At 56.2% G+C, this 23,309-nt stretch carries 22 protein-coding genes and 1 pseudogene; 11 read left to right on the top strand and 12 right to left on the bottom strand.

The features are described from left to right. Positions 1-38 precede the first annotated feature (38 nt). The 5 genes from rluB to rnm all read right to left on the bottom strand — a co-directional run bounded on the left by rluB (position 39) and on the right by rnm (position 3,979). Positions 39-905 carry a 23S rRNA pseudouridine(2605) synthase RluB gene (gene rluB / locus DB48_RS14815; RefSeq protein ID WP_041511006.1) on the bottom strand — a complete coding sequence of 289 codons (867 nt, stop codon included), beginning with the start codon at positions 903-905 and terminating at the stop codon, positions 39-41. Beyond that, positions 898-1,515: an SMC-Scp complex subunit ScpB gene (gene scpB / locus DB48_RS14810; RefSeq protein ID WP_041511108.1), complete on the bottom strand. Its 618-nt coding sequence runs from the start codon at positions 1,513-1,515 to the stop codon at positions 898-900. The genes rluB and scpB overlap by 8 nt, the downstream gene beginning before the upstream one ends. 15 nt (positions 1,516-1,530) lie before the next feature. After that, positions 1,531-2,319 carry a segregation and condensation protein A gene (locus DB48_RS14805; RefSeq protein ID WP_041511005.1) on the bottom strand — a complete coding sequence of 263 codons (789 nt, stop codon included), beginning with the start codon at positions 2,317-2,319 and terminating at the stop codon, positions 1,531-1,533. Between the two features lie 182 nt (positions 2,320-2,501). Then, entirely contained in the window at positions 2,502-3,122 is a 621-nt protein-coding gene (locus DB48_RS14800; RefSeq protein ID WP_041511004.1) for an L-threonylcarbamoyladenylate synthase, read from the bottom strand. Then, complete coding sequence (rnm, locus tag DB48_RS14795) at positions 3,119-3,979, bottom strand: RNase RNM (RefSeq protein ID WP_041511003.1); 861 nt, start codon at positions 3,977-3,979, stop codon at positions 3,119-3,121. The genes DB48_RS14800 and rnm overlap by 4 nt, the downstream gene beginning before the upstream one ends. A gap of 445 nt (positions 3,980-4,424) precedes the next feature. Here rnm and DB48_RS14790 point away from each other — a divergent pair, with 445 nt between their 5' ends. The 8 genes and pseudogenes from DB48_RS14790 (at position 4,425) to DB48_RS14755 (ending at position 12,694) form a co-directional block, all read left to right on the top strand. Then, complete coding sequence (locus tag DB48_RS14790) at positions 4,425-5,993, top strand: anthranilate synthase component 1 (RefSeq protein ID WP_041511002.1); 1,569 nt, start codon at positions 4,425-4,427, stop codon at positions 5,991-5,993. Then, a complete protein-coding gene (locus DB48_RS14785) occupies positions 5,990-6,601 on the top strand; it encodes an aminodeoxychorismate/anthranilate synthase component II (RefSeq protein WP_041511001.1) in 612 nt (203 codons plus the stop codon). Before DB48_RS14790 ends, DB48_RS14785 begins: the two co-directional genes overlap by 4 nt. Beyond that, entirely contained in the window at positions 6,601-7,650 is a 1,050-nt protein-coding gene (gene trpD, locus DB48_RS14780; RefSeq protein ID WP_041511000.1) for an anthranilate phosphoribosyltransferase, read from the top strand. The genes DB48_RS14785 and trpD overlap by 1 nt, the downstream gene beginning before the upstream one ends. Continuing rightward, a complete protein-coding gene (gene trpCF / locus DB48_RS14775; protein WP_041510999.1) occupies positions 7,650-9,101 on the top strand; it encodes a bifunctional indole-3-glycerol-phosphate synthase TrpC/phosphoribosylanthranilate isomerase TrpF in 1,452 nt (483 codons plus the stop codon). Before trpD ends, trpCF begins: the two co-directional genes overlap by 1 nt. Before the next feature lie 47 nt (positions 9,102-9,148). After that, positions 9,149-10,356, top strand: a pseudogene (gene trpB, locus DB48_RS14770) (tryptophan synthase subunit beta). Continuing rightward, complete coding sequence (gene trpA / locus DB48_RS14765; RefSeq protein ID WP_041510998.1) at positions 10,349-11,152, top strand: tryptophan synthase subunit alpha; 804 nt, start codon at positions 10,349-10,351, stop codon at positions 11,150-11,152. The pseudogene trpB and the gene trpA overlap by 8 nt, the downstream one beginning before the upstream one ends. Positions 11,153-11,495: 343 nt before the next feature. Then, positions 11,496-12,101, top strand: a complete 606-nt coding sequence (locus DB48_RS14760; RefSeq protein WP_041510997.1) for an HAD family hydrolase — start codon at positions 11,496-11,498, stop codon at positions 12,099-12,101. A gap of 80 nt (positions 12,102-12,181) precedes the next feature. Continuing rightward, the gene (locus tag DB48_RS14755) at positions 12,182-12,694 is read left to right on the top strand and encodes a CIA30 family protein (protein WP_160290153.1); all 513 of its coding nucleotides are present in this window, start codon (positions 12,182-12,184) and stop codon (positions 12,692-12,694) included. A 273-nt stretch (positions 12,695-12,967) separates the two neighbouring features. Here DB48_RS14755 and DB48_RS14750 read toward each other — a convergent pair whose 3' ends face one another. After that, complete coding sequence (locus DB48_RS14750) at positions 12,968-14,170, bottom strand: HD-GYP domain-containing protein (RefSeq protein WP_041510996.1); 1,203 nt, start codon at positions 14,168-14,170, stop codon at positions 12,968-12,970. A gap of 374 nt (positions 14,171-14,544) precedes the next feature. On the opposite strand from DB48_RS14750, the gene DB48_RS14745 reads away from it, so the two are divergent. Genes DB48_RS14745 through xthA form a run of 3 tightly spaced genes read left to right on the top strand, consistent with a single transcriptional unit; the run spans position 14,545 to position 16,222 of the window. Then, positions 14,545-15,090 carry a septation protein A gene (locus DB48_RS14745; protein ID WP_041511106.1) on the top strand — a complete coding sequence of 182 codons (546 nt, stop codon included), beginning with the start codon at positions 14,545-14,547 and terminating at the stop codon, positions 15,088-15,090. Then, the gene (locus tag DB48_RS14740; RefSeq protein ID WP_041510995.1) at positions 15,090-15,389 is read left to right on the top strand and encodes a YciI family protein; all 300 of its coding nucleotides are present in this window, start codon (positions 15,090-15,092) and stop codon (positions 15,387-15,389) included. The genes DB48_RS14745 and DB48_RS14740 overlap by 1 nt, the downstream gene beginning before the upstream one ends. 23 nt (positions 15,390-15,412) lie before the next feature. After that, complete coding sequence (xthA, locus tag DB48_RS14735) at positions 15,413-16,222, top strand: exodeoxyribonuclease III (protein WP_041510994.1); 810 nt, start codon at positions 15,413-15,415, stop codon at positions 16,220-16,222. Between the two features lie 62 nt (positions 16,223-16,284). Here the strand turns inward: xthA and DB48_RS14730 are convergent, their stop codons facing one another. The 6 genes from DB48_RS14730 to DB48_RS14705 form a co-directional block, all read right to left on the bottom strand. Next, positions 16,285-17,733 (bottom strand): methyl-accepting chemotaxis protein, encoded by a 1,449-nt coding sequence (locus DB48_RS14730; RefSeq protein WP_041510993.1) that lies wholly within the window; start codon positions 17,731-17,733, stop codon positions 16,285-16,287. A gap of 71 nt (positions 17,734-17,804) precedes the next feature. Further along, complete coding sequence (locus tag DB48_RS14725; RefSeq protein WP_041510992.1) at positions 17,805-18,299, bottom strand: DUF1097 domain-containing protein; 495 nt, start codon at positions 18,297-18,299, stop codon at positions 17,805-17,807. Between the two features lie 234 nt (positions 18,300-18,533). Then, positions 18,534-20,777 carry a xanthine dehydrogenase family protein molybdopterin-binding subunit gene (locus DB48_RS14720; protein ID WP_041510991.1) on the bottom strand — a complete coding sequence of 748 codons (2,244 nt, stop codon included), beginning with the start codon at positions 20,775-20,777 and terminating at the stop codon, positions 18,534-18,536. Beyond that, entirely contained in the window at positions 20,774-21,262 is a 489-nt protein-coding gene (locus DB48_RS14715; RefSeq protein WP_041510990.1) for a (2Fe-2S)-binding protein, read from the bottom strand. Before DB48_RS14715 ends, DB48_RS14720 begins: the two co-directional genes overlap by 4 nt. A gap of 225 nt (positions 21,263-21,487) precedes the next feature. Then, positions 21,488-22,192 carry an NTP transferase domain-containing protein gene (locus DB48_RS14710; RefSeq protein WP_041510989.1) on the bottom strand — a complete coding sequence of 235 codons (705 nt, stop codon included), beginning with the start codon at positions 22,190-22,192 and terminating at the stop codon, positions 21,488-21,490. Continuing rightward, positions 22,189-23,235, bottom strand: coding sequence for an XdhC family protein (locus tag DB48_RS14705; RefSeq protein ID WP_041510988.1), 1,047 nt, complete (start codon positions 23,233-23,235; stop codon positions 22,189-22,191). The genes DB48_RS14710 and DB48_RS14705 overlap by 4 nt, the downstream gene beginning before the upstream one ends. Between the last annotated feature and the right edge of the window lie 74 nt (positions 23,236-23,309).

The raw sequence follows: 23,309 nt of genomic DNA, 5'->3' as shown, positions 1-23,309 counted from the left end.
AGTAAGGCTTTCTTGATACATAGGCTAATCGGCTTAACCTAGCTTCTTTGGCGCGGCGTCTTACCGGCTGTAGTCTTATGCTTACGCACGGCGCGGCGGATCTTAGCGCTCTTCACCTTGGCGCGGGCCACACTGTGTTTATCTGTGCCCAGCAGGGTGCGGGTTTCTTCATCTAGGCCGGCCAGCTTACGCAGATAGTTAACCTGCTCTATCGGCAACTCGACCCAGCCACCACGAGGCAGCGACTTGGGCAGATCTATCATACCGTAGCGAATACGAATCAGACGGCTCACCTGGACTTCCTGAGATTCCCACAGACGACGAACCTCACGATTACGACCTTCGGCCAGCGACACATGCCACCACTTGTTCATGCCCTCGCCACCGGCTGGCTTTATCTTATCGAAATGCGCCGGGCCATCTTCCAGGGTCACGCCGGTGCGCAGACGCTGAATACAGGCGTCGGTCACCTCACCAAAGGTACGAACAGCGTATTCACGCTCCACCTCATGAGACGGGTGCATCAGGCGGTTAGCCAGCTCACCGTCAGAGGTAAACAGCAACAGGCCTGAGGTGTTGATATCCAGACGTCCCACCGCAACCCAGCGTGAGTCGCGGGTCTTAGGCAAGCGGTCGAATACCGTCGGGCGCCCTTCGGGATCTTTGCGGCTGCAGATCTCCCCTTCAGGCTTGTGATAGGCGATCACACGGCAAACCAAGTCATCCTCAGACTTGATCGATACCGTACGGCCATCGATACGCACCTTGGCATCGGCCTCGATACGATCGCCAAGTTTGGCAATTTCACCGTCTATACTAACTCGACCTGCAGCAATCCATGCCTCCATCTCACGACGGGAGCCATGGCCTGCACGGGCCAAGACTTTCTGCAATTTTTCACTCATTAGTAGACTCTTCATCGGTTTTAGGCGCTGTATTGTCAGGGGCCGACTCGACCACCTGTGTTTGTCCAAACAGCGCCGCTAATGACTCGGCATCGGATAAGGGAGGAAGGTCCGCTATCCTGTCCAAGCCAAAATAGGCTAAAAATTCATTTGTGGTCGCATAGAGTGCGGGCCTGCCCGGCACCTCTTTATGACCGATTATCTTAATCCAATGTCTATCGGATAGACTCTTTATGATGTGATTTCCCACCGCCACACCACGAACAAACTCTATGTCGGCGCGGGTAACCGGCTGACGATAGGCGATCACCGCCAGCGTCTCCAGCGTCGCTCGCGAATAGCGCGGCGCCTTCTCCTGCCACAGAGGCTGCAAATAAGGGCTCAAGGTTTCGATCGACTGAAAACGATAACCGCCCGCCACCTTGACTAACTCTATGCCCCGCCCCTGATAATCCTGCTGCAACTCCTCAATGACGGCCTTCACTTTGGCGCGGGAGACGCTAAAGTTGGCCAGCACACTCTCATTTAAGTGCTTGATAGAGACCGTCTTTGCCATCACAAACAGACTGGCTTCAATCAGCTGTTTGAGCTGATCCGGATTTATTTGCAGTTTCTTACTCGACAATCAATAGGCCCTAACATGTATGGTCGACAGCGGCTGCGCCTGGATCAGATCGACCAAAAGCTCTTTCACCAGCTCCATCAGCGCAAGAAAGCTCACCACCACGCCAGCTCGCCCCTCAGAAACATCAAATAGCTGCTCAAAAGGCACATAGGACTTGCCTTCTAGCATAGCCAATATTTGCGTCATGCGTTCCCGAGTCGACAGCTGCTCGCGTCTCACATGGTGATGCTCAGTGGCCTCGACCCGTTTTAACACGGCCGCGAAGGCACCGGCTAACTCCACCAACGACACAGATGGCGGCACCAACACAGGCTTGATATCCGGCGCCGGCAGCACCTTGGCCTGAAACACATCCCGCTCAAGTCGCGGCAAGGCATCTAGCCTTTGCTGCGCATCTTTAATCACCTCGTAGGCCTTAAGCTGTCTGATCAGCTGGGCTCGTGGGTCCGCCTCATCTTCCTCTTCAAGCTCGGGCCTCGGTAACAAGAGACGCGACTTTATCTCGGCCAGGGTCGCGGCCATCACCAGATAATCGGCGGCCAGTTCTACCCGAGCGCCTTGCAAGAGTTCAATGTATTCAAGATATTGATCCGTTACCGGCGCAATGGCCATCTCGACAATATCCAGCTTCTGCTTGCGGATAAGATAGAGCAGCAGATCCAGCGGCCCTTCGAAAGACTCGAGAAACACCTCCAGCGCCTCGGGCGGAATAAAGAGATCCGCCGGCAGTTCTCTGACGGGTTCGCCCCTGACCAGGGCCAAAGGTAAACTTTGCTGAGTCCCCTGCATCCGCTCTCCAAGTCACCCGGCAGGTACCACCTGCCGGAAGCTAAAGGTATAACTAAACTAAATCCGTAACTTAAATGGTGAGGACCTGCACCGATCGACGGCGGATAATCATCCAGCCAAGGCGAGGCTAATCGACACCAAACGCGCGATTATACCTGCAAATTTGGCCAATAGACAGGGCTTTAGCCAAACTGGCTAATATCCCCGGCGCCTTCACGTAGAATCTCGATATCGCCCTCAGACAGATCGATAACCGTGGTAGGTTTCTCACCCAGATAACCGCCATGAATAATCACATCCACCTGATGCTCAAGGATGTCGCGAATGTGCTCGGGATCTGACTCGGCAAACTCTTCACCTGGCAGGATAAGACTGGTGGACATCAGCGGCGCATCGAGCGCTTCCAGAAGCGCCAGGGCAATCACATTGTCCGGCACGCGAATACCGATAGTCTTCTTCTTGGGGTTTTGCAGGCGCTTAGGCACCTCTTTGGTCGCCTTGAAGATGAAGGTGTATGGCCCAGGTGTGTTGTGCTTCAGCACGCGGTAAGCCTGATTGTCCACCCTGGCATAGGTCGCCAGCTCGGACTGGTCACGCACCATCAAGGAGAAGTTGTGATCGTTCTCTATCTGACGAATACGCACTATGCGGGTCATAGCGTCTTTCTCGCCCAGCAGGCAACCTAAGGCATAGCCAGAGTCTGTGGGGTAGACCACCACGCCACCCTGCTTGATCACATTCACCGCCTGATTGATCAGGCGAACCTGAGGATTTTCCTCATGTACATAAAAAAATTGACTCATGGGTTTACCATCCAATTATCCATTTGCCACACCCAATCGACTCCTTGGGGTTGGAACATATTTTTACCTAACTCGAGCCAGCTGCCGGGGAAATGGAAATCGCTTCCCAGGGAGGCGTATAGTTCGTTAAGCCGACTCAAGGCAATTAAATTGTTACGATCGTCTAGGGTCTGCTGACCCAACACCACTTCCATGGCATCGCCGCCGGCGGCCTTAAACTCACGCACCAGGCGCTTTAGCCACTTGGCCGACAGCTTGTAACCGCTGGGGTGCGCCAATACGGCAACGCCGCCCGCCTCATGAATGATCGCGATAGCGGTTTCCATATCGGACCAATTGTTGGGCACATAACCTGTCTTGCCCCGCGCCAGATACTTCTTGAATACCGCGGCCGCATTGGGGGCATAGCCGTTATCGGCTAACCAGCGTGCATAATGGCCACGACTCAGGGCGGCGCCTTCGGCTAACGCCTTGGCGCCCTCATAGGCACCGCCGATCCCGGCCTTCTCAAGACGCACACCTATCTCCATCGCACGTGCCTCACGCAAGGCGCGCTGCTCGGTCAAGAAGGCATCCAGCCCCTGATGTTCGGGGTCGATATTGAGTGCAACGATATGAATATCGAAGTTATTCCAACGAGTGGAGATTTCGCAGCCGTTAATCAGGGTCAAAGGCTCGGCTTGACGCTCGTTGAAGCTATGGGCTTCCTTGAGACCGGCTAAGGTATCGTGATCGGTAATGGCCAACATCTGCACCCCATTATCTAGGGCTCTGGCCACTAATTCAGACGGGGTTAACTGGCCGTCGGATGCCGTGGTGTGGCTGTGAAGATCGATTAAACGCGTTTCATCTGTCATCCCTTTATTCTACTCGACTTTGTTATTAGAAACATCTAATTGGATGAAATTGGACGAAATTGCATGGGAATCGTTAAATCTTATCGGCATTCGATGCAGATTGTGATCTCAAGATGATAAATACGCCAAATAGAAAAATATTCAATTGACAAGGTCACGGAGGGGATGTTTCTATATAGCCATCAACAAGATTTTACTTTCACATGAGTTAAGTACTGAAATGACGATACAGCAATTCAACAACATCAACTGGTGGTGGCACTTCCCAACTTAGCGGGTGGTGTGAATTTCTGTGCTCATGTAAAAGAGACAAGATTTAAACAAAAAGCCCGCACTTGATGCGGGCTTTTTGCATTTAATCGCCTAATTTTATTAATAGATTTATACACGACTAACCCAAACAAACAATCGAGTTAGTCCACTACCGGCAAGTAGGAGCGCAAATATGGGGCAAGAGTTTCTGGCCAGCGTCAACACCATAAAGGAGCGGATCACCTATCATGACGATCCTCTCCAGCTGTATCAGCACCTGACGCAAGATGCGGCACATACCATGTTGCTGGAATCGGCTGAGATAGACAGTAAGGATCACCTCAAGAGCATCATCATGACCCACGCCGCCCTGGCCATACGTTGTGAAGGTTATCAGCTCAGCTTCAGCGCGCTAAGCGACAATGGTCAGGCGCTACTCGCCCCCATCGCCCGCTTCTTCGGCAGCGACGAGCGTCAACTTGAAGGCAAGACCTTAACCCTTACCCTGCAAAAGGATGCAGGCCTACTGGATGAAGATGCCAGATTAAAGTCGACCTCACCGCTAGATGGCCTGCGCAGCCTGATAAAGCATATCGACATGGGCGATGATGCCCAGTTCGAGAGCCTGTTTCTCGGCGGCGTGCTGGCGTTCGATCTTATCGACACGGTAGAGCCGCTGCCCAAGGTGAACCAAAGCGCCAATACCTGCCCCGACTATCTCTTCTATCTGGCGGAAACCCTTATTCTGGTGGATCACCAAACCCGCAGCGCCGACATCATCAGCCATGATTTTACCCAGCAGGCCGATGTTAAGACATCATTAGTCGCGGCGACACTGGCCGAGCGGCGCGCCCAGCTCAGTCAAGCCTGCGGCTCGCTTCCTGAGGTAGCGCCACTATCTCCTGTCGATTGCGAAGCCGAGGTCAATGTTTCCGATGAAGCGTTCAAGACCATAGTGACAGATCTTAAGTCTCACATCGTCGCCGGCGACATCTTCCAGGTGGTGCCTTCGCGCAGCTTTAGCCTTCCCTGCCCGAGCCCACTGGGCGCCTACCGCGCCCTCAGAGAAACCAACCCCAGCCCCTACATGTTCTACTTTCGCGGCGATGACTTTACCCTGTTTGGCGCCTCGCCAGAGAGTGCCCTCAAGTATGAGGCCAGCACCAATCAGGTCGAGATCTATCCCATCGCAGGTACCCGCAAGCGCGGTAAGACGGCGAATGGCGATATCGACTTCGATCTCGACAGCCGTATCGAGCTGGAGCTGCGCCTGGACAAGAAAGAGTTGTCCGAACACCTGATGTTGGTGGATCTGGCCCGTAACGATGTGGCCCGCATCAGCCAAAGCGGCACACGTAAAGTAGCCGAGCTACTCAAGGTCGACCGCTACTCCCACGTGATGCACCTGGTCAGCCGGGTGACAGGCCAGCTGAGAGCCGATCTCGATGCCCTACACGCCTATCAGGCCTGCATGAACATGGGCACACTCACCGGCGCCCCTAAGGTTAGCGCGGCGCAGCTTATCCGCGGCGCCGAAAAGGCCCGCCGCGGCAGCTATGGCGGCGCCGTGGGCTATCTCAATGGCCTGGGCGACATGGACACCTGCATAGTGATCCGCTCCGCCTTCGTAAAAGATGGCCAGGCCCATATTCAGGCCGGCGCCGGCGTGGTCTACGACTCAGACCCCCAGGCCGAAGCCGACGAGACCCGCCAGAAGGCCCAGGCGGTCATATCAGCCATCAAGATGGGAGGCGGACAATGAAGCTCTACCTATTGGATAATTTCGACTCTTTTACCTACAACCTGGTGGATCAGTTCCGCAGCCTGGGTTTCGAGGTGGTGATCTACCGCAACGACTTAGACGCCCAGTTTATTGCCGACAAGCTGCTACAAGAGCAAGGCAAGGCGGCGCTGGTGTTATCGCCCGGCCCGGGGGCCCCCCATGAGGCGGGCTGCCTGATGGCCCTCATCGATCTCTTGGCTGGCAAGGTGCCTATGCTGGGGATCTGCCTCGGTCACCAGGCGATGATCGAGCATTTCGGCGGCAAGGTGGAACGCGCCAAACAGGTGGTCCATGGCAAGGCCAGCCCAACCGAGCACAACGGCCAGGGGATCTTGGCCGGCCTGCCCTCGCCGCTCCCTGTCGCCCGTTATCACAGTCTGGTGGCCACCAAAGTGCCCGACTGCCTCGAGGTGATCGCCACCACAGACGAGATGCCCATGGCCATCTCCCATAAAACCGTAAAAGCGGTGGGCTTTCAGTTCCACCCCGAGTCAATCCTGACCACACTCGGCAGCCAGCTGCTGACACAGACGTTGACCTACCTGACCCAAGACGCCCAGTTAAGCCGCGGCCAAGGAGTATTGTAATGAGTGAACTACAGCCGATTTTCGACAGCCTCTATCAGGGACAATCCATCAGCCGAGAAGAGACCAAGGCACTGTTTAGCGAGATAGTGGCAGGCAAGATGGACCCGGTTGCCATGGCAGGCATGTTAGTGGCGATGAAGATGCGCGGCGAGACCATAGATGAGATCTCAGGCGCGGCCGATGCGCTGCTGCAGGCCGCCAAGACCTTTCCCGCCCCCAGCGAGGCCACGCGCTCCCAGGGCATAGTGGATATCGTCGGCACCGGCGGTGACGGCCATAACACCATCAATATCTCGACCACCTCAGCCTTTGTGGCTGCGGCGGCGGGAGCCAAGGTCGCCAAGCACGGCAATCGAAGCGTGTCGAGCAAGTCGGGCTCGTCGGATCTGCTGGCGCAGTTTGGCATAGATCTCACCATGGCACCGGAGACCGCCAGAGACTGTCTCGACGAACTGGGCCTCTGCTTCCTGTTTGCCCCCCACTACCACGGCGGCGTGCGCCATGCGGTGCCGGTACGTCAGGCACTAAAGACCCGCACCCTGTTTAACCTGCTCGGGCCCCTCATCAATCCGGCTCGCCCCGACTATATGTTACTTGGCGTCTATGATCAGATGCTGGTGCGTCCTATCTGCGACGTGCTCAAGGCGCTGGATGTCAAACGCGCCATGGTGGTGCATGGTAGCGGCTTGGATGAAGTGGCGGTTCATGGCGAGACTTTAGTATGTGAGTTAAAACAGGGCGAGATAATCGAATATTACCTCTCACCCGAAGCTTTGGGACTCAGCCGCGCGCAAATAACTGATCTGGCCGGTGCAGGCCCTGCCGAAAACGCCGAAATCACCCGCGCCATATTGCAAGGCAAAGGGGAATTGGCGCACACTGAGGCGGTAGCGGCAAATGCGGGCTGCGCCCTCTATGTGGCTGGCTGCTGTGACAGCCCACAGCAAGGCACGGCGCTGGCACTCGATACCCTCGCCAGCGGCAAGGCATACACCCTACTCCAGCAGCTTGCTAGCGCGAGCCAAAGTGACCAGCAAGGAAGTAACTGATGCAAGCGAGCGTAAACAACCCAGTCGACAGTTCATCGACAATCAGCAATGTGCTGACCCGTATCGTCGACACCAAACCGGCCCATATTGCCGCCCTCAAGCAGCGCTTTCCCGAGGCATCGCTAGCGCCAAAGCAGTCGGATCGCAGCCTGTACCAGGCCCTCAAGGCACCCAACGCCGGCTTCATCTTCGAGTGCAAGAAGGCCAGCCCGTCAAAAGGGCTTATCAGACAAGACTTTAATGTCGAAGCCATTGCCGATGTCTACCTGCATTACGCCGCCGCCATCTCGGTGCTGACCGACGAGCAGTTTTTTCAGGGCGACATGGATTACCTGCCAAAGGTGCGTGCCCGGGTGACTCAGCCCATCTTATGTAAAGACTTCTTCGTCGATCCCTACCAGGTGAAACTGGCTGCCCATCAAGGCGCCGATGCCATTTTGCTGATGCTGTCTGTGCTCGATGATGAGCGCTATCAACAGCTCGCGAGCCTAGCCGCACAGTACCAACTGGATGTGCTGACCGAGGTCAGTAACGAAGAGGAGCTCAATCGCGCCATCGCGCTGGATGCCGCCATCATAGGGATTAACAATCGTAACCTGAGGGATCTCACCACAGATCTGGCGACCACGGAGGCGCTTGCGCCGCATATCCCGGCCGACCGCGTGGTGGTCAGCGAATCGGGGATCTACACTCAGCAGCAGGTGAGACGCCTGAGCCCGCTTGTCGATGGCTTCCTTGTGGGCAGCTCCTTGATGGCCGAGCCAGATCTGGATCTCGCCTGTCGCACGCTCACCCTGGGTCACAACAAGGTCTGCGGCTTGACCCGCATCGAAGATGTGCGCGCCGTAGCCGAGGCGGGCGCCATCTATGGCGGCCTGATCTTCGCCGAGAAATCACCCCGCTATGTCAGCCCAGAGCAGGCGCTAAGCCTGGTCAAGCAACAGCGAAGCACAGGTAAGGCGCTCAACTTCGTCGGCGTATTCGTAAACGAAGCGCCGGGCACCATTGCCGAGCTGGCCAAACGCCTCAATCTCTTCGCCGTGCAGCTTCACGGCAAGGAGAGCGAATACGATATCGATCAGCTCAGACTCAAGCTAAACGAACTTGATTGCCAGACCCAGATCTGGAAAGCGGTGGCCATCAGTGTCGATAGCGACGATAGCCAGGTTCCCGTTACGCCAGCCAATGCCGATCGCCTGCTCTACGACAGCAAGACACAGGCGCCAAACGGCGTGCAATTTGGCGGTACAGGTCAGGCCTTTAACTGGCAGCAACAATTGCCCGAAAAGGCGAGCGCCATGTTGGCCGGCGGGCTTAACGCAGGCAACGCCTTCGACGCCGCCAGGCAGGGCTTCTTCGGTCTGGACTTTAATTCTGGCCTAGAGTCGGCGCCCGGCATCAAAGATGCTGAGTTGATCGCGCTAACCTTCACGGCCTTGAGAAAATATTAACCTTTTGCGGCGCATATATGGCGCCGCCCTATAGAGAGAGCTTTATGATGACTAAGCTGGACCCTTATTTCGGCGAATATGGCGGCATGTTTGTTCCGCAAATCCTGATGCCCGCCCTCAAGCAGCTGGAGGCCGCCTTTGTCGAGGCGCAAAACGATCTGAGCTTTCAGGCCGAGTTTACCGACCTGCTGAAAAACTATGCCGGCAGACCGACCGCCCTCACCTTGACCCGTAACCTCAGCCCCAACCCCTTGGTGAAGATCTACCTCAAGCGTGAAGATCTGCTCCATGGCGGTGCCCACAAGACCAACCAGGTGCTGGGACAGGTGCTGCTGGCAAGCGCATGGGCAAGAAAGAGATCATCGCCGAGACCGGCGCCGGACAGCACGGTGTCGCCACGGCGCTGGCCTGCGCCCTGCTTGGGTTGAAGTGCAAGGTCTACATGGGCGCCAAAGACGTCGAGCGTCAGTCCCCCAACGTGTTCCGTATGCGTCTGATGGGCGCCGAGGTGATCCCTGTCACCTCAGGCTCAGCCACCCTGAAAGATGCCTGTAACGAGGCGATGCGCGACTGGTCCGCCAGCTACGACAAGGCTCACTACCTGCTAGGCACTGCCGCAGGGCCACACCCCTTCCCCACCATAGTGCGTGAATTTCAGCGCATGATAGGCGAAGAGACCAAGGCGCAGATCCTCGAGCGTGAAGGTCGCCTGCCCGATGCGGTGATCGCCTGTGTCGGCGGCGGTTCAAACGCCATCGGCATGTTTGCCGACTTTATCGACGAGCCATCGGTAAAATTAATCGGTGTCGAGCCTGCAGGCCTCGGCATAGACACCCCCAAACATGGCGCACCCCTCAAACACGGTAAGACGGGGATCTTCTTTGGCATGAAGGCGCCGCTGATGCAAGACAAAGAGGGGCAGATTGAAGAGTCTTACTCCATCTCTGCCGGGTTAGACTTCCCATCGGTGGGCCCGCAGCACGCCCATCTGGCGGCAACCGGCCGTGCCACCTATGAGTCGGCCACAGATGATGAGGCACTCGCCGCCTTCCAGCTACTGGCGCGCAGCGAAGGGATCATCCCCGCGCTGGAATCGGCCCATGCGCTGGCCTATGCCATCAAGCTGGCCGAAGCTGCCACAGAGGAGACCCTGTTAGTGGTTAACCTGTCTGGCCGTGGCGACAAGGATATCTTCACCGTGGCCGATATCTTAGAAAAGCAACAAACCACCGACGAGGAGAGCGGCAATGAGTAACCGTTATCAGGCAGCATTTGCCGCACTAGAAGCCAATAACCGCGGTGCATTTGTGCCCTTCGTTACCATAGGCGACCCCAACAGAGCATTGTCACTGAAGATCATCGAGACCCTGGTAGAGAATGGCGCCGACGCGCTGGAGCTGGGCTTTCCCTTCTCCGATCCCCTCGCCGATGGCCCAGTGATCCAGGGGGCAAATTTGCGCGCCTTAGCCGCAGGCACCACGCCGGGCGCCTGCTTCGAGATCATCGCAGCGGTGCGCGCCAAATACCCAGAGCTGCCCATCGGCCTGCTGCTGTATGCCAACCTGGTTTATGCCAACGGGGTGGAAGCCTTCTATGCCAAGGCCAAGGCCGCCGGCGTGGATTCTGTGCTGATCGCCGACGTGCCAGTTGAAGAGGCTGCCCCCTTCATTGCCGCGGCCAAGGCCCACGACATCGCCCCTATCTTTATCGCGCCGCCTAACGGCGATGAGCAGACGCTACGCCAGGTGGCGGAGCAGGGTCAGGGTTACACCTATCTGCTCTCTCGCGCCGGGGTAACCGGCACTGAGTCTAAGGCAGGCATGCCGCTGGATGACATCCTGGCCCAACTCAAAGCCTTCGATGCGCCGCCGCCCATATTGGGCTTCGGTATCGCAGAGCCGGCTCAGGTAGAGGCCGCCATCGCCTCGGGTGCGGCGGGCGCCATCTCGGGCTCGGCCGTGGTGAAGATCATCGAGGCCCATCAAGACGATGAGCAGGCCTTGCTCGGCGCCTTAGGCAAGTTCACCCGCGAGATGAAAGCGGCAACCTAAGCTTAAGTTTCACACCAGACAGCTCAGAAGATGCATTACCATCCCCGCCCCGTGCGGGGATTTTTTTTTATCCATCATGGCCATAGCACTGATCCTTTCATCACTTGTCGCCGTAACGCTTACAGCCACCCATCTAGCCCAAATATTCCAAGCTGATGGATATAGATCTAACACTTATCCTCAGACCCTTTAATGCTGAACACGATTTACAGTAACAGGAGCAATAGGTGGCCAAGGCCTATACTTACTCTATTGCGCTAAAAGCGTTTTTTTACGGCCATCTGTTAACCGCTACTTTGCAAAAACCAGTAGCCCGCATCGCCAATTTACATAAGGACGCGCCATGCAAAGCTTTGACAACTTGTTTAAGGGAGTGATCTTCGATCTCGACGGCACCTTGGTGAGCAGCTCGCTCGACTTTAAGGCGCTCAAGCAGGCGGTTGGTTGCCCTTTAGATCAGGATATTCTCGCCTTCGTGAGGCAGCTGCCATCGATGCGCTCGGCCGAGGCGCACGAGATCATCACACGGGCAGAGCACCTGGACGCTATCAGTGCCGAGGCGCTAACCGGCGCATTAGCCCTGCTGGATTTCTTACTCCTGCAACAGATCCCAACGGCCATAGTCACTCGCAATAGTCGCCACGCCGCCGAGTTAAAGATAGAGCGCTGCAAGCTACCGATAGACCTCATCTACAGCCGCGACGATGGCCCGGCCAAGCCCGATCCCAGCTGTCTGCTGGCACTAGCGAAGGCCTGGCAGCTGCCGCCACAACAGATAGCCTATGTCGGCGACCATCACTATGATATCCAGGCCGCCAAGCGAGCAGGCATGCCATCGGTACTGCTCACCGCGCAACGATCCTATGGCGAGCAGCACGGCGCCAGTTTCATCTTCAAAGATCTGATGGCGCTGCATAGGGCCCTGCCCTCCATCTCGCTATGCGCCTAGCTCACCTCGTTGGCAGCCTGTCACTGGCGAGTATCCTGCTACCCATGAGCCTTATTACAACCCAAGGAGCCGAGACTAAGATGCACACACTAGCCTTATTGAGTCACCCCGGCCACTGGCAGATCATCAACGACGGCGTGATGGGCGGCCGTTCCCAGAGTCAGTTAAGTGAAGTCGTCGGCGAGGGGCAACCCCATAAGCTGCGATTTAGCGGCAAGGTGTCTTTGGAAAACAACGGCGGCTTTGCCTCGGTGTCACGCACCCTGAACCAGGAAGAGCAACACCTGGTGCAGCAAGGCAGCCCAAATCGAATAAACCTTTCGGCCCTGGGCGATGGCAAGCGCTATCAGCTCAGGCTAAAAGTGCTCAAACAGGGGCAATTGGTGGGATACAAGGCCAACTTTGCGACCCAGACGGCTAAGGAGCAACACTGGTCATTTGCGCCTGAGGACTTTATCGAGACCTTTCGCGGCAGCGACTATCCAGATCGCCCTCATCCAGATTTCACCCAGCTAGTCGCCGTCGGCCTGCTGATTGGCGAAGGCCAGGCCGGAGAGTTCGAACTGCAATTGAATCACCTCGGCTTTCAATAGCACAGCCCTAGGGCCTGTTGACCTTTCCTGTTTGTTTCTGCAGCATTTTGTAGGTTATTTATACTAGGCAGAGTCCGTATAGTGTAGTTATTCTACATGAGCGGGCAATAACGCCGTAGAAATGGCCTACAAAAGCTGCCCGAAGGGTTCATCTAAACGCGCCTTGCCCTTTGTTGCCTGCTATTTACATAGAATAACTATGCCGCACAGCATGCGCCTTGAGCAAAACGCGTTTAGATCGAACAAAAATTAAACCTGAAAGATAAACAGGCCCTAGCCCTCGTGGGAGAGAAACTCGATGATCTCATCCATATTGAGATCGAAATCATCGGCGCGCACATTCTTCACTATGATGTCATCGCGCATCGCCGCCAAATCGATATTGGCCGAGACCTCGAAGTGATTGGGATTGAGGCAGTAAAAAGGCTTCACATTGGGACGAATGGGATCATGCTGGTTATGACTCTCGACAATCGCCAGACGATTGGACTCCAGCTGCACCAGTGAGCCCACGGGATAGACCCCCATACACTTGATGAAATGATCAACCAATTCACCGTCCAGCTCATTATTTTCCCCTAGCGCCCTTAGGATGCTAAAGGCCTTCACCTGAGGATAACCCGCCTTGTAACAGCGATTGGCGGTCAGGGCGTCGAAGATGTCACAGATGGCAATCATCCGCCCGTAACGGGAGATCGCCTCGGCAGATACGCCAAAAGGATACCCCTTACCGTTAAGCTTCTCATGGTGAAGTCTGGCCACCTCCAAGCTGAGGGGGCTGATGTTGGGGGTATTTTCTATGATACTGATGGAGTGATTGGCATGGGTCTTCATCACCTCGAACTCCTCGGCCGTTAACCGACCCGGCTTGTCGAGTATGCTGGGGGAGATCATGATCTTACCCACATCGTGTAAGAAGGCGCCGATCGCCAGCTCCCGCACAATCTCTTTATCTATCTTGAGGTAGCAGGCAAAAATCGTCATCAGCACAGACACGGCCACCGAGTGCTCCAGCAGATACTGATCCTTATGGCGTATGTTGATCACGCAGGCCAGCGCATCGGGATTATCAAATATCGCCTCGATAGACTGCTCGGTGACCCGTTTTACCGGTTCAAGGGTCAGGGGCACGCCGTTTTGCGCATCGTCGAACAGGCGTCTCTGTATCGCCTTCGACTCATTAAACAACTGCTTGGCCTCGGTCAATCGCCGTTTAAAAAGCCCAGGCGTCTGTTTTGCAGCCCCGGAAGACGCTATCTGCCTAGCTTGCTTTTCCTGAGCGGGGGCGGTTTGCGGCACGCGTCGCTTACTGGCATCGACCAATAACTTTTCGATGCCTTTGTGCTTAAATCCGTCTATCACCTGTTGTTTAGTGATCCATCCCTGCTCCGCCAGTTGAAACTTACCCTTGGGCTGAGTGATCTCAACCACATACATACCAACGGTCAATTCCGAAACATCCAGTTCCACTATCATATGCTGTACGCCCGCCCCCAGGAGGAAATTCACTGCTTGCTGTGATGCGCCAAGGCCCACATAAACAGCTTGGCATCATCTGCAAAAATGTAACACAAGCTTTAACAAAAAACTGCGTCTCAAAATCATCAAGATTTGAGGTAAATCAAAAATATCACCAATAATCATTAACATAGAGTAAACAACCACAATATCCCTGCAGCGTGATTGCCCAAAAGAGCAACAGCGACAATAAAACCTGTGTGTGCGCTAACCCAGATTAAGGGAATTTCATCGCATTTGCGCCGGTTTCACCGCGCCGCACCGTTTGCCCTACCCAAGAGGCATGTTACACTGCCAGCCATCTTACTTCCTTGTTCGGTGAACTTGCCTACATGAAACAACTGCTCGACTTTCTCCCTCTGGTGATCTTTTTCGCCGTCTATAAGTTTTTCGACATCTATATCGCCAGTGGCGCCCTGATAGCTGCCACCGCACTGCAGTTGATCGTCACCTATCTCCTCTATAAGAAGATAGAAAAGATGCACCTGATCACCTTCGCCATGGTGAGCTTCTTCGGCACCCTCACCTTAGTCTTGCATGACGATGCCTTTATCAAATGGAAAGTGACAGTGGTCTATGCCCTGTTCGCCACCGCGCTGGCCGTGAGTCAATACCTGAATAAGCCTATCCTCAAGGGGATGTTGGGCAAGGAGCTGATAGTCGACGACAAGATCTGGTCTCGGGTCACCTGGTACTGGGTCACCTTCTTCCTTGCCTGCGGTCTGGTGAACATCTATGTCGCCTTTAACCTGTCTCAGGAAACCTGGGTCAATTTCAAGGTGTTTGGCCTGACGGCTCTGACACTGATCAACACAGTAGTCACTGTGGTTTACCTCTACAAACATATGCCTGAAGAACATAAAAAGGAACTCAAATAATGTGGTACATGATCTCATCTCAAGATGTTGAAAACAGCTTAGAAAAACGCCTTCAAGCCCGTCCTGACCACCTGGCACGCCTGCAGGCGCTGTCTGACGAGGGTCGCCTGATGATCGCCGGTCCACATCCAGCCATCGACAGCGACAACCCGGGTGAAGCGGGTTTCACCGGCTCACTAGTGGTTGCCGAGTTCGACTCACTGGAAGCGGCCCAGGCCTGGGCAGACCAAGACCCTTATGTAGCCGCCGGTGTCTACCAGAGCGTCATAGTAAAACCCTTTAAGCGCGTACTCCCTTAACATCAATATTAGGAAGCAAGCTCTTGAAAATTGTTTCATTTAACATCAATGGTCTCAGGGCCAGACTGCATCAGCTACAGGCGCTGATCGACACTCACAGCCCGGATATCATTGGCCTGCAAGAGACCAAGGTGCACGACGAGGCCTTTCCGCTGGCCGAAGTAGAGGCCATGGGCTATCAGGTGCACTACCATGGCGGCAAGGCTCACTATGGCGTCGCCATGCTCTCTAAGCAGGCCCCGGTCAAGGTTCAGAAAGGTTTCCCCACAGATGATGAGGAGGCACAGCGCCGAATGATCATGGGCACTTTTACCCAGGCCAACGGCCGTCAACTGACGGTACTTAACGGCTACTTTCCCCAGGGCGAGAACATCAGCCATGAGACCAAGTACCCGGCCAAGCGCAAGTTCTACCAAGATCTGATGCAGTATCTGCAGCAGCATCACAGCCCGGATGAAGATATCGCCATCATAGGCGACATCAACATCTCGCCTATCGATTTAGATATCGGCATCGGCGAAGCCAACGCCAAGCGTTGGTTGAAGACAGGCAAGTGCAGCTTCCAGCCCGAAGAGCGTCAGTGGCTGCAAACCCTGCTGGACTGGGGACTGATTGACACCTTCCGTCAGCTGCATCCGGCGCGCAGCGAGCGCTACTCCTGGTTCGACTATCGCAGCAAGGGCTTCGACGACAACCGTGGCCTACGCATCGACGTGATCCTGGCGACCCCGTCTCTGGCGGAGCGCCTGACCGAATCTGACGTAGATTATGATCTGCGCGGTATCGAGAAACCGTCGGACCATGCCCCTATCTGGAGCAGCTTCCAAGACTAATTCAGTCAGCAATAAAAAAAGGCGCCACGAGCGCCTTTTTTTATTGAGTATCGCCGCCTTAACTACTGCAAGCGGTACTGTGACAAGATCCCATCCAGCTCGGCCGAAGACTGCTGCAACTCACTGGCCAGGATCACCGAGCGCTCGGCGGTCTCCTTGATGGTCTGGGACTGATCGCGGATCTCATTGAGCTGAGAGGCGATATCCCGCGCCGACACGCTCTGCTCCTCCGCCGAGGCGGCAATCTGCGAACTCATATCGAACACCTGATCGATAGAATCGGCCATGGTATCGACGTCGCTGCCGACCGACTCGATAGCGGATCGGCCAAGCTCGGCCTGCTCCACAATCTCATGGGTGATATCGGCCAACTGGCCCGAGCCAGACTGCAAGCCTTCGATCATCGACTGGATCTCCACCGTCGCCTGCTGAGTGCGTCCGGCTAGGGTACGGACCTCATCGGCCACCACGGCAAAGCCTCGGCCCTGCTCGCCGGCGCGCGCCGCCTCAATCGCCGCGTTGAGCGCCAACAGGTTAGTCTGCTCAGAGATGCCGTTAATGGTGGTGACCACGGCGCCAATCTCAGTGGCATTGCCCGACAACTGGTCCACCGCGCTGGAAGCCGCATCTATCTGGCCTGTCAGCTGACCGATACGGCGCACCGCCTCGGCGATCCGCTGCTTGCTGTCGGCCGCGGCCGTCGCATTATGCTTGGTATGATCTGAGGTGTTGGCCGCATTATGGGACACCTCTTCGATGGCGGCGGTCATCTGATCCATCGCCACCGCGACGGTATCGAGAAACTGATGCTGAAACTGTGCCAACTCATCATTCTGTTTCGCCTGCTGATTAAACTCATCGGAGGCATTGGCCAGCGTCTGGGCATTGTTGCCTATGGCCTTGACCATCTCGCTCATGTTATCGGCGCTGCGATCGATCTCGCGGGCGATAAGGCTAAAGTCATCCTTACCAAAGAAATTCAGCCTAAAAGAGAGATCGCCGTCGGCCAACCGCTTAATGGCGATATACATGTCCCACAGGCCACCACCTAGTGAGGTGGAGATCCAGTAACTTAGCTGATACAGAGGATAGAGGGCGATCAAGGCTACCCACAGCATCCACCAGGCATCGCGCTTGCCTTCGGCCTCCCAGGCGGTGACATCCTGGCTCAGCTGCAAATATTGCCCCGCGACCGCTGCACTGGCGGTCACATTGTCGCCTCGGCGCGATTGCTCGTCGCTCGATGCCAGTCTCAGACCGTTATCCTGGGCAAAACGCCCAAGCGCCTCGCCTTCTAAGCCCATCTGGCTGGCGACCCTGGCATAGCTGTCGACGCTGGCCTGCACCCTGGCCGCCGACCCGGCATGCAGCTGGTTGGTGGCGGCGTTTAAGTTCAGCAAGGCGATGGTCAGGGTAATGGCCGTCACCATAGTGCAGACCACCCAAAATTTACCGTTAAGGCTGAGTTTGATCAGCAAGGCATCTATCTTTCTAAACTGGATAGCTTTCATGGAAACCCACTTGTTTATCAGACTAAATTGACGATTTCTTTGGTTCTACCAAATCAAGTTAAGCACAGTTTTTATTCTTGAGCCTTGATTAGGCGTAACTTTATCGCGGGTATGGTCTTAGCGGTAAAGGCCACCATCTGCCCCGTCAGTAGCGTCATGGCATAACCCAGGAGCGCGCCGATAACCAGCGGCGGTAGGATGGCCGCCAGATCGCCGCCTAGGGCGAAGGTGATGCAGCAGCCGATGAAGGCGCCAGGAATGAAGGCGAGTCGCTGATAGCTGGCTTGCAGGCACATCAGGCTGGTGACGACACCCGTTAACAGGTAACCCACCAGTGGCGTCTCGAAATAACTGCTACCGGAAATCACCACCCAGGCCCAGAACACGCCGGAGAGATTGGTGAACCAAGTCATCAGTACCCCTTGAAAACCCGCCTTTGGCTGAGCGAAGAAGGTGCTACACGCGAGAAAGCCAACCCAAGTGACTAAGTGAAATGCATCGGCGACCCCTGCCCAAACGGCAGCAAGTAACCCTGCAGACAATGCGACCTGCATACGATTTTCCATGTATGACCCCTCATTACATTGGAATATTATTTTTGGTTAAATTACTCCAAAATGAATGACAAAAACAGGATCTAGGCCAAATAAACCGGATTAAATGTTATTGAATTGAAAATTTGACGCCATTTGTAGTAAAAGAACAAAAAATCGCTTAACAATGGCATAAGCGTGGTGATAAAAAAGCCAGTCGATATAACGACTGGCTCTAATAGTCTACAGCGTATCTATGGATAGCGACTAGATCTTGAAATGATCGCTCAAGGGCAGATCGCGGATCCGCACGCCACTGGCAGCATAGATGGCGTTGACGATACTGGGCGCAATGGGCGGCACCCCAGGCTCGCCCACCCCGGCCGGCGGCGCCTCAGATGGCACTAAGATGGTCTCTATCTCAGGGCATTGACTCAGGCGCAGCAGCGGATAGTCATGAAAATTAGACTGCTCCACCCGGCCATCCTTAAAGCTAATCCGCCCCATCAGGACGATACTCAAGCCAAACATCACCGCACCTTCGAGCTGAGAGGCCACCCTGTCAGGGTTAACCAGGGTACCGGCGTCGATGGCGATGATGGTCTTGAGCACCTTAAGCTGCTTATCTTCGCTCACCTCCACCAGGCTCGCAGCCGCCACATAGGCGGTAAAGCTGCGATGCACCGCGAAGCCCCAGCCTTGCCCCGCCTTCGGCTTGGGCAGTTGCTTCACCTTCTGCTCCACTGCTGAGATCACCCCCTTATAGCGAGCGGTGTCCACAGGGTGACGCTCAAGTGTCTCGCCATAGTTACCGTAGTTAAACTCTTGGCCACTAAATGTCTCCAACCTGTCCTTGCCCAGTAGCTCGCGCCACATACTAAAGATGTCCAGGTCGCGTTTCACCGCCAGCTCATCGACAAACACCCCGATACCGAAGCCATGCTGAATGTTGCACACCGAGCGCATCCAGCCAATACGGGTATGGGCGCTGGCCTTTACCGACTCGCAGCGCAGGCTGTCGATCGCCAGTGGCACATCGACGAAACCCAGATCCAACTCTGAGGCGCTGGGTTCATCCACCCCCTCGGCGAAGGTCGAACTTATGCTGGGGAAGCCGGTGCGTTGCAGCATGGCCTCGACCCCCTTGTCGCCCATTCTGGCCTTGAAATACTGGGCACTGATGGCGTGCAGGTAGCCGTTTTGCAGCTCATCCTCCCGGCTCCAGCAGACCTTGACCGGCCGCCCCGCCTGGCGAGACAGCAGCGCCGCCTCGACGCAGAAGTCGGGCTTGGACTTACGACCAAAGGCGCCGCCAAGCAGCGTGACATGCACAGTCACCTGTTCGGCCTTCAGCCCCAGCGCCGCTGCTACTGTGCCCTGAGCACTCTGGGGCGTCTGGGTCGATGCCCAGATCTCCACGCCCTTATCGGTGACACTTGCGGCGGCCGCTGGCGGCTCCATCATGGCATGGGCCAGATAAGGCACGCTGTAGACCGCCTCTATCGTCTTATCCTCCGGCCAGCTCTGGGTCTGCTCCCCCTGCTGTCTCACCGCCTTACCAGGCTTTTGCACCGCCTGCTTAAGCTGCGCAAGGTAGGCGCCGGAATCGTGCCCATCATTTGCCGAGTCACTCCAGCTGATGGCGAGCGCCTTACGTCCCTGGGCCGCACTCCAGGAGTTGGTGGCCAGCACGGCTACGCCGCCTAAAGGTTGGAAGCTTGGGGCGCCCTGATGTCCAGGCAGGGTTACTACATCCACCACACCCGCAACGGCTCTCGCGGCCTTGTCGTCAAGCTTGGCCAGCTTGCTGCCCAGTACGGGCGGACGCACTATGCTGGCATAGAGCATGTTATCGAGCTGGATATCGAAACCATACTCGGTGCTGCCGTCTAATATCGCCTCCATGTCGACTATGGTGTGGCCCTTGCCGATATGGGTAAAGGCCTTGGCGGACTTGAGCTTCAGCCCTTTCACCTCGGGCAGGGGCAACTTAGCCGCCGCCATCGCCAGCTCGCCAAAGCTTAAGCTGCGACCAGAGGCCTGGTGATGCACTTTGTTATCGGCTGTTTGCAGCTCGGCCACCGGCACCTTCAGGCGCTCGGCGGCGGCCTGCTCCAGCATGGTACGCGCCATGGCGCCCATCTCACGCATCTTGTCGAAGCCCTTGCGTATGCTGCGTGAGCCATCCGTGTTCTGACTGCCGTAACGCTTATCGGCCAGCCCCTGCACCACCACAACCTTATCCCAATCGGCGCCCAGTTCATCGGCCAACACCTGAGGAATACCGGTGCGGATCCCCTGCCCCATCTCGGAGCGGTGACAGGTGAGATACACCTTGTCATCCTCGCCTATGGCGATAAACAGGTTGAGGCGCGCCTCGCCGTCTTGCGCCAGCGCCATCGGGCTCCAGGCGAGACCGCTGCCACCGAGGGCCAGGCCGCCACCGGCGGCGCCAAACAGCTTTAACACATCCCGGCGACTAAAATTTTGTACCGCGCTGAACTGACTCATGCCTCCACCTCCCTTGTGCTAGTTACACGTTCGGCTGTAGCACTCGCCTGTTTGATCGCCGTCTTGATACGGGTATAGGTGCCACAGCGACAGAGATTGCCCACCATGGCCTCCTCGATCTGGGTATCATCGGGCTGAGGATACTGGCTCAGCAAGGCGGCCGCCGACATGAGTTGCCCCGCCTGACAGTAGCCACACTGGGGCACGTTGTTGTCGCGCCACGCCTGCTTGAGGCCATCGGCCTTGAGCCCCTCGATAGTGGTCACCCGCTTGCCCTGTACCTGCTTTAGGCTGGTCAGACAGGCCCTGGCGGGCTCGCCATCCACATGTATGGTGCAGGCGCCGCACAGCCCCGCGCCGCAGCCATACTTGGTGCCCGTCAGCCCCAGGAGATCTCTGATAGCCCAGAGCACGGGCATGTTGGGATCGGCATCTAAGGTGTAATCTTTTCCATTTATCTTGAGTCCGAGTTGAGATTGGGACATCGGTTTCTCCTTGTTGACCAAAGGGGTAAGGTTAACGGCCTTATTTTTAGTAACTTATTTTGTAAAAACGCATTTGGTACAGCCCGGATTGTAAAAGCTGATTTTTCATATACTTAGCTTCCACAGGCTTAGCTTGCACAGGCTTAGCTTGCACAGGCCTAGCTTGAATGTGCTTGTTTAGCCTGCATCTGCCGGGCTTAAACCCGCTAGATGACTATCGGGCGCTCAATTGTCGTTAGCGCATTCGCCATGCCTCGCCCGATAGGCCACTAACTCAGATCGGGTATCGATATCGACGCCGGCATCAGGCATCGCCATGGCGATAAGAGCGCCCTCTTGGTAGCGCCGGGACAATAGCCCCTTGGCACCGCGATCGCCGCTCAGGTTAGACAGCCCCTCAAAATCGTCATAATGAAACAGTACGGGCGGCCCCAGGGTTAACTCATAATAGGCACAAACCCGCATATTTGCCCTGCGGCGCGCGCCAAATAGCGCCAGGTAATCCTCAGTACCTAGCTTCACCTGGTCCCCTAGGGCGATCAGCAGGGTCTCGGCCCGGCGCGCCTTGGCCTCGCGGGCCGCGGCGGCAATCGAGTGTCCAAGCCCCCCTTGCCAGTCTGGGTTATGCAGCAAGGTTGCCAAGGGCGGTAGGCAGCTGGCTACGGCTTGGTGATGGGCGCCGGTGACCACCATCAGAGTGGCACCAAGCCTGTTTGCAACCTCATGCAGTACTTGATATTGGTGGCCGATAAGAGTCTCAGTGGGCTGACTGATTAAAGGGGTATCAGCCTGTTCGCATGCCAGTTCGCATGCCAGTTTTTGGGCTTCGCTAGACAGAGATTGCGCCAACTTCACCCCGCCGAAACGACGACTCTCACCGGCGGCCAGCAGAGCGATCATCACCCTGCCCTCTAAGTAGCCAGGCATCATGCCATCACCTCTTTGAGGGCCACACGGCGCGCCCCATGCAGCACGCCATGACACTCGGACAAGATGGAAAGCGCGATCGAAGCCGGCAGCTCGCCCCCCAGTGCCAGGCCGGCGGGCGCCGAGAAGAAGGCGTTAAGGTCTGACGATTTGAGGCCCGCAAGCTGCAGCACCCTGTCACGTCTGTGACCAGGCCCCAGCAGCGCCAGGTATTTAAGCTGCTCGCCCCTGGCATGAATCGCCGCCAGTGCCTCGGCGTCAAGCTCAAGGTTGTGCTGCATCACGATGGCGCCATCCAGCCTAGTCCAAAAGCTTTGAGGTAACTCGGCCACCGGACACTTGATGATGTTGGCGCCGACAAAATCATACTCTCTGGCATAGCTGGTGCGCCGGTCGATCACATCCACCCGCCAGCCCAGCTGCTGGGCTATCTGACACACGGGCTGCGCATCCATGCCGCCGCCAAAGATGGCGATACGATGCCGCTCGCGCAGGGGAATGATGAGACTGGCTAGCTCACCCGGTAGGATGCCGGGGCGGGGAAAGTCGCTCAGTTGCCAGCCGCCATGAGCATCATCCACGGCACGTTGGTCGCACCACACTTGGGCGTTCAACACACTCGAGGCACCAGGCAATGGAGATTCATCGATGAGTGGCAGCTGATAATGGCATTGCCCCCGCGTCGCCAGGGCATCTTTTAAGGCGTGAAAATGTAGATAATGATTGGCGGCGCACAGGGGCACCAACATAAGCCGTATCAGGCCGCCACATCCCAACTGATAGCTGGCATCGGTTTCATCAGAGGCGTCATAGCAGACGCTTTGCGCCTGCTCCGTCTGAATGACCCGCTGGGCGCGCCGACGCAAGTCAGCCTCCAGGCAGCCGCCGCTGACGAGTCCGACACTCTTGCCCATGCCATGGATCAGCATCATGGCGCCCACCTTGCGATAGGCTGAGCCCTCTACATGAGTGACCACGGCCAGCACCCAATCATCTTTGGGCGCCGCCGACCAGGCATTGAGCAGATCTTCGATGTGATGTGACATATTCCGTGTCTCTCAAACAAGTCTGTTATAAAAATTAGGCAATTAACAAATGCTAATGACCTAACCTAGCAGAC

The organism is Shewanella sp. cp20 (assembly GCF_000832025.1).
GTDB lineage: Bacteria > Pseudomonadota > Gammaproteobacteria > Enterobacterales > Shewanellaceae > Shewanella.
This window is presented reverse-complemented; position numbering and strand designations above follow the sequence as displayed.

Excerpts from the sequence above, each read along its gene's own strand:
- DB48_RS14730 (WP_041510993.1), bottom strand. The coding sequence starts at position 17,733 with ATGAAAGCTATCCAGTTTAGAAAGATAGATGCCTTGCTGATCAAACTC.
- DB48_RS14725 (WP_041510992.1), bottom strand. The coding sequence starts at position 18,299 with ATGGAAAATCGTATGCAGGTCGCATTGTCTGCAGGGTTACTTGCTGCC.
- DB48_RS14715 (WP_041510990.1), bottom strand. The coding sequence starts at position 21,262 with ATGTCCCAATCTCAACTCGGACTCAAGATAAATGGAAAAGATTACACC.
- DB48_RS14785 (WP_041511001.1), top strand. The coding sequence starts at position 5,990 with ATGAAGCTCTACCTATTGGATAATTTCGACTCTTTTACCTACAACCTG.
- DB48_RS14790 (WP_041511002.1), top strand. The coding sequence starts at position 4,425 with ATGGGGCAAGAGTTTCTGGCCAGCGTCAACACCATAAAGGAGCGGATC.
- DB48_RS14740 (WP_041510995.1), top strand. The coding sequence starts at position 15,090 with ATGTGGTACATGATCTCATCTCAAGATGTTGAAAACAGCTTAGAAAAA.
- DB48_RS14710 (WP_041510989.1), bottom strand. The coding sequence starts at position 22,192 with ATGATGCCTGGCTACTTAGAGGGCAGGGTGATGATCGCTCTGCTGGCC.
- DB48_RS14750 (WP_041510996.1), bottom strand. The coding sequence starts at position 14,170 with ATGATAGTGGAACTGGATGTTTCGGAATTGACCGTTGGTATGTATGTG.
- DB48_RS14800 (WP_041511004.1), bottom strand. The coding sequence starts at position 3,122 with ATGAGTCAATTTTTTTATGTACATGAGGAAAATCCTCAGGTTCGCCTG.
- trpCF (WP_041510999.1), top strand. The coding sequence starts at position 7,650 with ATGCAAGCGAGCGTAAACAACCCAGTCGACAGTTCATCGACAATCAGC.
- rnm (WP_041511003.1), bottom strand. The coding sequence starts at position 3,979 with ATGACAGATGAAACGCGTTTAATCGATCTTCACAGCCACACCACGGCA.
- DB48_RS14805 (WP_041511005.1), bottom strand. The coding sequence starts at position 2,319 with ATGCAGGGGACTCAGCAAAGTTTACCTTTGGCCCTGGTCAGGGGCGAA.
- DB48_RS14755 (WP_160290153.1), top strand. The coding sequence starts at position 12,182 with ATGCACACACTAGCCTTATTGAGTCACCCCGGCCACTGGCAGATCATC.
- DB48_RS14760 (WP_041510997.1), top strand. The coding sequence starts at position 11,496 with ATGCAAAGCTTTGACAACTTGTTTAAGGGAGTGATCTTCGATCTCGAC.
- DB48_RS14745 (WP_041511106.1), top strand. The coding sequence starts at position 14,545 with ATGAAACAACTGCTCGACTTTCTCCCTCTGGTGATCTTTTTCGCCGTC.
- rluB (WP_041511006.1), bottom strand. The coding sequence starts at position 905 with ATGAGTGAAAAATTGCAGAAAGTCTTGGCCCGTGCAGGCCATGGCTCC.
- DB48_RS14720 (WP_041510991.1), bottom strand. The coding sequence starts at position 20,777 with ATGAGTCAGTTCAGCGCGGTACAAAATTTTAGTCGCCGGGATGTGTTA.
- trpD (WP_041511000.1), top strand. The coding sequence starts at position 6,601 with ATGAGTGAACTACAGCCGATTTTCGACAGCCTCTATCAGGGACAATCC.
- DB48_RS14705 (WP_041510988.1), bottom strand. The coding sequence starts at position 23,235 with ATGTCACATCACATCGAAGATCTGCTCAATGCCTGGTCGGCGGCGCCC.
- trpA (WP_041510998.1), top strand. The coding sequence starts at position 10,349 with ATGAGTAACCGTTATCAGGCAGCATTTGCCGCACTAGAAGCCAATAAC.